This window comes from Qipengyuania sp. ASV99, assembly GCF_047872805.1.
GTDB lineage: Bacteria > Pseudomonadota > Alphaproteobacteria > Sphingomonadales > Sphingomonadaceae > Erythrobacter.
Genome location: NZ_JBLQUK010000016.1, coordinates 41,692 through 52,429, shown reverse-complemented (window position 1 = coordinate 52,429; position 10,738 = coordinate 41,692). Strand labels below are relative to the sequence as shown.

Sequence of the window (10,738 nt, the reverse complement as noted above, 5' to 3'; positions counted from 1 at the left end):
GGGGGGGGGGGGGGGGGGGGGGGGGGGGGGGGGGGGGGGGGGGGGGGGGGGGGGGGGGGCGGGGGGGGGGGGGGGGGCGGGGGGGGGGGGGGGGGGGGGGGGGGGGGGGGGGGCGGGGGGGGCGGCGGGTTCGCCCACTGGGCCGCCCCCGCGCGGGGGGGCACCTCCCGCAGGATGGCGCTCTCTCGCCTGAGGCCCCCGCCTGCGCGGGGGATCGCAATCTTTTGGCGCTGGCGGTGGACGCTGCCCGCCACGACGCGACCCTCGGAGAAATCTCCGCCGCGATGGAAGAGGTCTTCGGCCGCCACGATGCTACGCCTGCGCCGGTGAGCGGCGTCTATGCCAGCGCCTATGAGTTCGACCGCCGCTGGGCGCAGGTGACGGACGGCGTGGAAGCCGTGGGCCGCCGCCTGGGCCGCAAGCCGCGCATCATGGTCGCCAAGATGGGCCAGGACGGTCACGACCGCGGGGCCAACGTGATCGCCTCGGCGTTCTCCGACATGGGTTTCGACGTGATCTCCGGCCCGCTGTTCCAGACGCCCGAAGAAGCCGCCGCAATGGCCTCGGAGAAGGACGTCGACGTGGTCGGCGCATCGAGCCTTGCGGCGGGCCACAAGACCCTGATCCCCGAACTGATCCGCCTGTTGAAAGAGGCGGGCCGCGCGGACATAAAGGTGACGGCAGGCGGCGTGATCCCGGCAAGCGACTACGATTTCCTCCGGGAGGCAGGGGTGCAGGGGATTTATGGCCCCGGTTCCAACGTGGTCGAATGTGCGGCGGATATCCTTGTGTTGCTAGGCCACAACATGCCGCCGCCCGGAGACTTGGGGGGCGAGGGGCTGGACGAGGCGGCGGAGTAGGGTCACCCCGCTCCCTCTTGCCGTCACCCTGAACTTGTTTCAGGGGCCATCCCGCCCCGAAAGCCGCAGTGCGAGAGGAAGAATGGATGCTGAAACAAGTTCAGCATGACGGGAGTAGGTATGGAGACGCTCTGGATTGCCGCGTCGCCTGCGGCTCCTCGCAATGACGTAGGGGTGGCTGAATGATTGTTGCTTATGTCGCTCATGAATGCGGCCCCGATGATTTGATGGGCCCACAGGAGCTTCCGGCTCTTCCGACGTTGGGGGCGATCATCAGCGGCCTTGACCGCAACTCAAACAGTTATCGCTTGAAAGTCACGTCTATTGAACTTTTGGCGGTTTCAACCGACTCTCAACGAAAGGAAATGCAACTTGCGTTGGGGGGTGACATTCGAATCCGCATTACCGGAACCTCATTTTATGACTGAAATCCGCACCGACTGGACCCGCTCCGAAATCGCAGGCCTCTTCGACCTGCCCTTCACCGAACTGCTGTTCCGCGCAGCCTCCGTGCACCGTGAGTTCCACCCGCCCACACAGGTCCAGCTCTGCACTCTGCTCAGCATCAAGACCGGCGGATGCCCGGAGGATTGCGGCTATTGCTCGCAGTCGGTTCATGCCGACAGCGGGGTCGAAGCGACCAAGCTGATGGACGTGCAGGCCGTGCTCCAGCGCGCGGCGCATGCGAAGGATGCAGGCTCGCAGCGGTTTTGCATGGGGGCTGCGTGGCGCAACCCCAAGGACCGCGACATGCCCGCGATCGTGGCGATCGTGAAGGGCGTGGCCGCGATGGGGCTGGAAACCTGCATGACGCTGGGGATGCTCGAGCCGCATCAGGCCGCGCAGCTCGCCGAGGCCGGGCTCGATTACTACAACCACAATATCGACAGCTCGCCCGAATACTACGAGCGCGTCATCTCCACCCGCGATTTCCAGTGTCGGCTCGATACGCTGGGTCACGTGCGCAAGGCGGGGATCAATGTGTGCAGCGGGGGGATCGTCGGCATGGGCGAGACGCGCGAGGATCGGGTGGGCTTCATCCACACGCTCGCCACCCTGCCTCAGCATCCCGAAAGCGTGCCGGTCAATGCGCTGGTGCCGGTCAAGGGCACGGTGCTGGGCAATATGCTGGCCGATACGCCGCCGGAGGATCGCGTCAAAAAGTGGGAAGCGGTTTTTGACACCAGCGATCCGACCACCAATAACACCACCCCGATGGCCAAGATCGACGATATCGAGTTCGTTCGCACCGTTGCGGTCGCGCGGATCACCATGCCGCGTTCGATGGTGCGGCTGTCGGCGGGGCGCGAGTCGATGTCCGAGGCCACGCAGGCGCTGTGCTTCCTCGCGGGCGCCAATTCGATCTTCACCGGCGACAAGCTGCTCACCGCACCCAACGCGGGCGATGACAAGGACGGCGCGCTGTTCGCCAAGCTGGGGTTGACGGCGCTGAAGGGTGAGGAGCCTGCTCGGGCGTGCAAGGCTGCGGTGGCGGCGTGACTTGTAGCAGAGCTCGTCATTGCGAGAAGCCGAAGGCTTCGCGGCAATCCAGAGCGTCTCGCGTGCCGCTCTGGATTGCCGCGCTACGCTCGCAATGACGAGCAAGGGATGACCCTCGGTTTCTCCGTCGATGCTCTGCTGCCCAAGGCGCGCGGGGGTGGGCAGTTGCGCATGGGGTTGGTGAAGCTGGAGGATCGCGACTGGCTCCAGCCTGCGCCTGATCTGGCCGCGCGGGCGGCGGGGTTCGCTGACTGGCCGCAAGGGGTGCAATTGACCCCGCAGGCGGACGCGCCGGGGCGCGAACTCGCCGCGATGCTTGGCGTTGAAGGCGCGCTGCCCGTAGCCGCGCTGGCGGCGCACGAGGACATGTGCCTGCTCACCCGGCGTGACGGCGAAGAGGTCTACCGTCTGATCGGAGCGGCAGTCGCGTGGCCGTCCGACTGGCACCCCGCCGAGAAAATCGGCCTGCCCCTGCGCGCGCTTCACGCCCCGATTGCGGGTTACGAAAAACAACTCGCCACGGGGGTTGATCGATTCATGGAGACGCTCAAACCCGGCCCGATTTACGCCCGCTGCAATTGGTTCATCGCGGCCACCGGGGAACGCCGCTGGCTCCCCGGCCGACTGCCGCAGGAAGCCTTCGCCCACGTCACGCCGGAAAACGCGGGCGAAACGCTGTTCGTGCGTTCGGAACGCCAGACGCTGCGGCGGCTGCCACAGACGGGTGTGATCCTGTTCGGCATCGGGATCTATGTCGAACCGCTCGGCAGCCTCTCCCCCGCCAACATCGCGATGCTGGGCAAGGCGGTGCAGACCCTCGTCAGCGGCGAAGGTGACCGCCGGGGCGCGCCCGCCTATGCTGCCAGCCTGATCGCCTATGCCGCCGCGCGAGCCTGACGTTGCCCCAAATCCGCTAGCTTGCCTGCCAGCGAAACCCCCGGCATAGCCAAACCAAGGAATTGCTATGGAGAGAGGTTTTCCCCGCTTGTCTGCGATGCTGCTGAACAGGGGTCACGCCGCGCTGCTGCGGAGCGCCATTATGGCGCTTGCGGCGGCGGCGGTGACTGTTGCGCCGGTCGAAGCTTGCCCGACCTTGCCGCGCGAGGTCAGCAAGCGAAACGCCGAACAATGGCGGCAGGATCGCTTGAGGGCGGATGTGGTCGTCGTCGGCACCTTTTACCGCGCTGAAAGTGAAGGTGAATGCGGGACTTACATCACAAAGTCCTGCACGGGAAAGATTGTGGCCGAGAAGGTTCGCCGCGGTGCTAAGCTAGCCGAATACACCGTTGGATATTATCTGGAATTCAACATGTGTGACGCGCGAAACATGGCCCCTCACGATGGTGCGCGCGCCAAATTCTATATCAATGGCTCCCCCGAGGCCGGATATTACCTGATGGAAACGGTCTGGATCGAAAGAGAGTAAATGTTCAAGAAAATCCTGATTGCCAACCGCGGCGAAATCGCCTGCCGGGTTATCACCACCGCTCGCAAGATGGGGATCAAGACCGTCGCGGTCTATTCCGACGCTGACGCCCGCGCGCCCTTTGTGGCGATGGCGGACGAGGCGGTGCATATCGGCCCTTCGCCCGCGGCGGAAAGCTATCTGATCGCGGACAAGATCATCGCCGCGTGCAAGCAGACCGGCGCAGAGGCGGTGCATCCCGGCTATGGCTTCCTGTCCGAACGCACCAGTTTTGCAGAGGCATTGGCGGCAGAAGGCATCGCGTTCATCGGTCCGCCAGTCGGCGCAATCGCTGCAATGGGTGACAAGATCGAATCGAAGAAGCTCGCCATGCAGGCGGGCGTCAACGTCGTCCCCGGCTTTGTCGGCGAGATCGACGATACCGAGCACGCGGTGCGGATTTCGGAAGAAATCGGTTATCCGGTGATGATGAAGGCCAGCGCCGGGGGCGGGGGCAAGGGTATGCGGCTCGCCTATAGCGAAGCCGACGTGCGCGAAGGGTTTGAGGCGACCAAGCGCGAAGGGCTCAACTCCTTCGGCGATGACCGCGTGTTTATCGAGAAGTTCATCCTCAACCCGCGCCACATTGAAATCCAGATCCTCGGCGACCAGCACGGCAATATTCTTTACTTGAACGAACGCGAATGTTCGATCCAGCGGCGTCACCAGAAGGTGGTGGAGGAAGCGCCATCGCCCTTCGTCACGCCCAAGATGCGCAAGGCGATGGGCGAGCAATGCGTCGCTCTGGCACGCGCGGTCGGATATTACAGCGCGGGCACGGTCGAATTGATCGTCAGCGGCGCGGACCCGACGGGGGAGAGTTTCTACTTCCTCGAAATGAACACAAGGCTTCAGGTCGAACATCCCGTGACCGAAGCGATCACCGGCATTGATCTGGTCGAACAGATGATCCGCGTCGCGGCGGGCGAGAAGCTCGCCATGACGCAGGACGACATCGGGATCGACGGCTGGGCGATCGAAAACCGCGTCTATGCCGAAGACCCCTATCGCGGCTTCCTGCCCAGCACCGGACGGCTGGTCGAATACGCACCGCCGGAAGCAGCATTCCGTCAGGGCCCTTACGCCCCTGATGTGAACCCCTGCGAAGGCGGGGGCCTCCCTCAGTCAGGCGAAACCGAAGATGGCCTGAGGTCCCCGCCTGCGCGTGAACTCGCCAAGGGCTACATCCGCGTGGATGACGGCGTGTTCGAAGGCGGCGAGGTGTCGATGTTCTACGACCCGATGATCGCCAAGCTCATCACCTGGGCCCCGACCCGCGACGCAGCCGCCGATTTGCAGGTCGAGGCGCTCGACCGGTTCCGGATCAAGGGATTGGGCCACAATGTCGATTTCCTCAGCGCGATCATGCAGCACCCGCGCTTCCGCTCGGGCGAACTCACCACCGGCTTCATTGCGGAGGAATATCCCGAAGGATTCAGCGGCGCGCCCGCCAGCGATGCGTGGCTGCGTCAGTTGGCCGCGTTGTTTGCGGGGGCAGAATTTACCCATCAGGTCCGCGCCCGGCAAATCTCGGGCCAGCTCAACGGCGCTGAAAACCCGCCGTCGCGCTGGATGGTCAGGATCGGCAAAACCAATTTCGACGTGCTGCTCGAGGTTGGCGGTGCCACCGTCGACGGCGAGCGGATCGACGGCACGTGGGATTGGGAAGTCGGCGAGACCTTTGCGTGGGTCACAGGCGACAATGAAATGGTCGTGCAAGTCGAGAAGATCGGGGTGCGCTGGCGCATGACCACGCGCGGCGCGGCGCATGAGGCGCTGGTGCTGCCCGCAGATCTGGCCCCGCTGGCCGCGCATATGATCGAAAAAGTGCCGCCCGATCTGTCGCGGATGCTGATCTGCCCGATGCCCGGAATGCTGATGAAACTGCACGTTGCCGAGGGCGACGAGGTGCAACCGGGTCAACCGCTCGCCACGGTCGAGGCGATGAAGATGGAAAACATCCTGCGCGCCGAAAAGGAAGGCGTGATCGCCAAGATCAACGCCGCGGAAGGCGAAAGCCTTGCGGTGGATGCGGTGATTCTGGAGCTGGAGTAGCTAACGCGGTAATCGATATTCGATTGTTAGGCTTGCGCCTTTGCCCTTTGGTGGTTGCGCGATAATGTTGTCTGTCGCCCGTTTGGCTTCAATCATTGCGTCACATCATCCCGGCATATTGTGTGTCTTGCCTGGATAGCCTCCAAGATCGCGATGGAGTTCGCCTGCGTTGAGGCGTTTCACGGATTCTCCTCGTCCCGTTGCGTCCCGCAACCGCTCAGCAATCAGTCTTGAGAAATCGGCTTTCGTTGGCATTTAACCCTCCACCATCGCCACCGCTCTGATCCAACCGGCGCTGGCACGTTCGATCTTTACCGGGAAGCAGCTGAACATGAAGCCGTGCGGCGGTAACGCCTCTAGGTTGGTCAGTTTCTCGATCTGGTAATAGGGGCGGATGCGGCCGGCCTTGTGGCCTTCCCAGATGATCGCGGGATCGCGCGTCTCGGCCCAGCGGCGCGCGGTATGGCTGAACGGCGCGTCCCAGGTCCACGCATCGGTGCCGACCACTTCGACGCCTTTTTCGGTCAGCCAGAGGGTCGCCTCAGCGCCGAGACCGACGCCCTGATCGGTGAAATTGTCGGTGCCATAGATCGCGCCTGACTGGACAAGCACGATGTCGAGCGGTTGCAGGTCGTATCCGATCCGCTCCAATTCTGCCTCGACCTGCGCCGCGCTGACAACATGGCCGTGTGGCAATGCTGAGAAATCGAGCTTCACGCCTGGACGAAAGAACCGGTCGAGCGGCGCCTCGTCGATGCTCGGGGCAGGAGCGGCTCCGGCATCGGTGGTTGAATGGTAATGCCACGGCGCGTCCATATGCGTGCCGTTGTGAGTGGACAGTTCCAGCATCTCGACCGCCCAGCCTTCGCCATCGGGCAAATCGTCCTTTTCCAGACCGGGGAAGAACATCGCGATCTGCGCCCAGGTGTCCTGATGCGTCATATAGGTGATCTTGGGGCGCATGACCTCGGGATCGGAGATCACGTCATTGGTGATCGGGATCGACAGGTCGACGAAGCGGGTCATGCCAGTTGCCCAAGCAATTGCTCATCCAGAAATGCGGCAATATCCGTAAGGTTCACGTCGCGCGCCAGATAGGCTGCGCCGATGCCGCGCAGCAACAGGAAGGGCAGGGTGGTGCCCTCGGCCTTCTTGTCGTGGCGCATGTGTTCGGCCAGCCGTGCGCCGCTGCAATCCATTCCCAGCGCGGCGATTTCAGACGGCAGGCCCGCCCCCGCCACGGCGGCGGCAGTGCGATCCGCATCGGCCCCCGACATCTTCCCGCGCCGCGCCGAATAACGCGCCGCCAGCACCATGCCGAGCGCCACCGCTTCGCCGTGGAGCAGCGCTTGCGAAAAGCCCGTCTCGGCCTCCAGCGCATGCCCGAATGTATGCCCCAGATTGAGCAGCGCGCGGCGGTCCAGTGTTTCGCGCTCGTCCTCGGCGACAATGCGGGCTTTGGCGCGGATGCTGGTGGCGATGGCGTGTTCCAGCGCGGCGGGTTCGCGCGCCAGCACGGCTGCGCCATTCGCCTCCAGCCAGTCAAAAAACTCGGCATCACCCAGCAGGCCGTATTTGAGCACTTCGGCATAGCCTGCGCGCATTTCGCGGGGGGGAAGGCTGTCGAGCACCAGCGGGTCGATCAGCACGGCTGAGGGTTGATGGAACGCCCCGATCAAATTCTTGCCCGCGCGCGTGTTGATCGCGGTCTTGCCGCCAACCGACGAATCGACCTGAGCCAGCAAGGTTGTGGGGATTTGCACAAACCCGCAGCCGCGCTTTGTCACGGCGCATGCAAAGCCGGTGAGGTCGCCCACCACCCCGCCGCCCAGTGCAAAGACATGGTCGCTGCGGGTGACGCCAAGCGCCAGCAACCAGTCGCACAGCCGCTCCAGCACCGCCCAGCTTTTGGCGCTTTCTCCCGGTTCGATCACGAACCAGTCGGCTTCCCACCCTTCGGTTCCGAGCGCCATTGCAACCTGGCCGGAAAAATGCCGGTGCGTGTTGGTGTCGGCCACGATGGGCACCTTGCGGCCCGCGCCGGGCAAATAGCCAGCCGCCGCCATATCCAGCCGGTCCAGCAGACCCGCCTCGATCGTCACATCATACCCGCGCCCTGCCAGCGCCACGGGGATCACAGCCATTCATCTATCGCCTTGATAATCGCCAGAGCGGTGTCGGTGTGGGGGTTGTTTTCGCCCCGCACCCGCAATTGCGCCTGTTCATAGAAGGGTTGTCGCCTTTCCAGCAATCCGGTGAGGATCGCCTTCGGGTCGCCGCCGCGCAGCAGCGGGCGGGTGTTGCGCCGCGCGGTGCGTTCCACCAGCGTATCAATGTCGCAATCAATCCACACCGCCAGCGCGCGTTCTAGGATCAGCGCGCGGGTCTGCGCATCGACGAAAGCCCCGCCGCCGGTGGCGATCACGCCGCGCTCTTCCTCGATCAGCCGGGCGATCACCCGGCGTTCGCCATCGCGGAAATAATCCTCGCCAAATTCGTCGAAGATTTCGGGGATGCTGCGCTGCGCGGCCACTTCGATGGCGTCGTCGGCATCGACAAACTGGCGCCCGAGCATATTGGCGAGCCGCCGCCCAACGGTCGATTTGCCAGCCCCCATCAACCCGACCAGCACAATCGGGCGGTCGAGCCGCGCGGCAATCGCGGCAATATCTGTTTGCGTCAAAGGAGCATCTGCGGTCATTGCGGCAAGGCCTATAGATGGGGTAGAGCGCGCGCAATATGTCTGACCGAACCCGCACACCGCTTTCACCGCTTGCCAATGCGCGCCGCCGCTGGCCGCTTTATGCGGCGATTGCCGCGTTGGCGATCCTGACGCTGGCGTATATTGATGGCGGCGAAGAGCCGATCCGTCCGATTGCGCAGGATATCGCGGCGCCTGCCAATAACGGGACTTTGGCTGGCAATACCAAGGGCGGGGTTGAGCGATGACGAGGCGCAGCTACTGGATCGGCGGCGCGGCTGCGCTGGCTTTGGTCGGGGCGGGTGCCGGCGGGACGATTGGCACGCTGGCAACCGCGCAGAACGCGCCCGAATCCTTGTTGCCGCCGGGTTTTGACGATCCGGCGCCTGCGCCCACGCCGACCCCAAGGCCGAGCGCGCTGCCCACTGCCGCGCCCGCTGGCCCCGCGTCTGGTCCCGCCCCGCAGGGCGGAGCGCAATCCCCCGCAACCGTGCAGCCCCTGCCGCCGGGTCCGCAGGTTTCCCAAGAGGAGCTGTCGGACCTGCCCTCGCTCGAAGAACTCGAAGGGCTTTCCACCGATCAACTGGACGATCTGCTTGGGCTGAAACCCAAATTCGACATTCCTCCCGCCGCGCGGCGATCCATGGCGCAGGCCGGAGTGCTGTCCATGGCAGAAGGCGGTTTGCCGACCCGCGCGCTGGCCAAACAGCCACCTGCTCTGGTGCGCGCGATCCTGACCGGCACCAATGGACCGCTGGTCTCGCGTTGGGGTCATATCCTGCTGCGCCGGGCCATGGCGAGCCGCCTGAACGCGCCAGAGGGCATGGACCCGATCGAATTTGCCAGCTTGCGCGCAAGGGTGCTCAATTCCTTGGGCGAGTTTGCGGTCACGCGCGCGCTGGCGCAGGATATTGACACCAGCAATTGGTCCACCGCGATGACCAGCCAGGCGCTCGCCGCCTACATCGCCTCGGCTGATCTGGTCGGCGCATGTCCGGCGGTGCGGTTGCAAGGCGGCGCGCGCGACAATCCGCGCTGGGTCATGATGCAGGCGATCTGCAATGCCTATGCAGGCGAAGGCGCGCTGGCCGGGTCGCAGCTCAACGCTGCGCAAAGCCGGGCAATCGCGCCCGAAATCGACCTGCTGCTGGCACAGCGCTACGCCGGGGCGGCGGGGCGCGGGCGCGGCGGCACTACGGTGAGCTGGGAAGGCGTGGAGGAATTGACCCCGTGGCGCTTTGCGATTGCCAATGCGGTGGGAGAGGACATTCCCGAAGGCCTGATCGAACGCGCCATCGCTGCGCCGCGCGGGATCTATTATCCGCTGTCGGCTGCGACCGCGCCGATGCTGACCCCGGCGCAGCGCGCGCTCTATGCCGATGTAGCGGCAGGCCAAGGTGTGCTGTCGGCGGCGGCGATGGTCGATATTTACAGCCAGGTTTATTCCGATGATGCCGGGGCCAGCGAAGTCTCCGCGCGCGCAGCCTTGCTGCGCGACGCCTATGTCGGATCCGATCCGGCGATCCGCATCACCGCCATGCAATCGCTCTGGGCGCAAGGTCTGACGGCGGAGGGTGCCGCAGTCGCGGCGGGTGACCCCGGATTTGCCGGCCACATCCTGACCGCCTATGCCGCCGCGCGCATCCCGCCTTCTGCTGATCATGCGGCGGCGGCGGGCGATCTGATTGCCTCGATGTTGACCGCCGGACTTGACCGCGATGCTGCCGCTTGGGCGGAAGTGGCCGAGCCGGGCTCGCTGGCATGGGCGCTGGTCGCGCTCAGCAATCCGCAAGGCGGCGACGTTTCCTCCGATGCGGTGCAAAGTTTCGTCAGCGGTGATGACAGCGCAGCGGGGCGCAAGGGCGCGTTTCTGCTCGCCGGACTGGCAGGGCTGGGGCGGATGTCGACGAGCGACGCGAGCGCGCTGGGCGCAGACCTGACCCGGCAGACGCGCTGGACGCGGATGATTGCCCGCGCCGCAGAGGTTGAAAACCCGGCGATGGTCGCGCTGCTCGCCGGATTGGGGATGCAGGGGACAAGCTGGGCGCAGATGACCCCGCTGCATCTGTATCACCTCACCTCGGCGCTGCGCCGCGTCGGGATGGAGGCCGAAGCCCGGATGATCGCCGCAGAGGCGGTCGCGCGCGGCTGACGCCC

At 65.0% G+C, this 10,738-nt stretch carries 11 protein-coding genes; 8 read left to right on the top strand and 3 right to left on the bottom strand.

The window, feature by feature from the left end; genetic code table 11:
* The 6 genes from ACM64M_RS14115 to ACM64M_RS14090 all read left to right on the top strand — a co-directional run.
* Positions 1-860, top strand: an 860-nt coding sequence (locus ACM64M_RS14115; protein ID WP_416229350.1) for a cobalamin-dependent protein, incomplete at its 5' end; no start/stop codon positions are given.
* 182 nt (positions 861-1,042) lie between these two features.
* Complete coding sequence (locus ACM64M_RS14110) at positions 1,043-1,288, top strand: hypothetical protein (protein WP_416229349.1); 246 nt, start codon at positions 1,043-1,045, stop codon at positions 1,286-1,288.
* Complete coding sequence (gene bioB / locus ACM64M_RS14105; RefSeq protein WP_416229348.1) at positions 1,281-2,360, top strand: biotin synthase BioB; 1,080 nt, start codon at positions 1,281-1,283, stop codon at positions 2,358-2,360. Before ACM64M_RS14110 ends, bioB begins: the two co-directional genes overlap by 8 nt.
* 108 nt (positions 2,361-2,468) lie before the next feature.
* Positions 2,469-3,257, top strand: coding sequence for a heme-dependent oxidative N-demethylase family protein (locus ACM64M_RS14100; protein WP_416229347.1), 789 nt, complete (start codon positions 2,469-2,471; stop codon positions 3,255-3,257).
* A gap of 97 nt (positions 3,258-3,354) precedes the next feature.
* Positions 3,355-3,786 carry a hypothetical protein gene (locus ACM64M_RS14095; RefSeq protein WP_416229346.1) on the top strand — a complete coding sequence of 144 codons (432 nt, stop codon included), beginning with the start codon at positions 3,355-3,357 and terminating at the stop codon, positions 3,784-3,786.
* Positions 3,787-5,880: a biotin carboxylase N-terminal domain-containing protein gene (locus ACM64M_RS14090; RefSeq protein ID WP_416229345.1), complete on the top strand. Its 2,094-nt coding sequence runs from the start codon at positions 3,787-3,789 to the stop codon at positions 5,878-5,880.
* Positions 5,881-6,135: 255 nt separating this feature from the next.
* Here the strand turns inward: ACM64M_RS14090 and ACM64M_RS14085 are convergent, their stop codons facing one another.
* The 3 genes from ACM64M_RS14085 to ACM64M_RS14075 are packed head-to-tail and all read right to left on the bottom strand — an operon-like array spanning position 6,136 to position 8,581.
* The gene (locus ACM64M_RS14085; RefSeq protein ID WP_416229344.1) at positions 6,136-6,906 is read right to left on the bottom strand and encodes a cyclase family protein; all 771 of its coding nucleotides are present in this window, start codon (positions 6,904-6,906) and stop codon (positions 6,136-6,138) included.
* Positions 6,903-8,024 carry a 3-dehydroquinate synthase gene (gene aroB, locus ACM64M_RS14080; protein ID WP_416229343.1) on the bottom strand — a complete coding sequence of 374 codons (1,122 nt, stop codon included), beginning with the start codon at positions 8,022-8,024 and terminating at the stop codon, positions 6,903-6,905. Before aroB ends, ACM64M_RS14085 begins: the two co-directional genes overlap by 4 nt.
* Entirely contained in the window at positions 8,015-8,581 is a 567-nt protein-coding gene (locus ACM64M_RS14075) for a shikimate kinase (RefSeq protein WP_416229342.1), read from the bottom strand. Before ACM64M_RS14075 ends, aroB begins: the two co-directional genes overlap by 10 nt.
* A gap of 38 nt (positions 8,582-8,619) precedes the next feature.
* On the opposite strand from ACM64M_RS14075, the gene ACM64M_RS14070 reads away from it, so the two are divergent.
* Positions 8,620-8,829 (top strand): hypothetical protein, encoded by a 210-nt coding sequence (locus ACM64M_RS14070; protein WP_416229341.1) that lies wholly within the window; start codon positions 8,620-8,622, stop codon positions 8,827-8,829.
* Positions 8,826-10,733, top strand: coding sequence for a hypothetical protein (locus ACM64M_RS14065; RefSeq protein ID WP_416229340.1), 1,908 nt, complete (start codon positions 8,826-8,828; stop codon positions 10,731-10,733). The genes ACM64M_RS14070 and ACM64M_RS14065 overlap by 4 nt, the downstream gene beginning before the upstream one ends.
* Positions 10,734-10,738 lie beyond the last annotated feature (5 nt).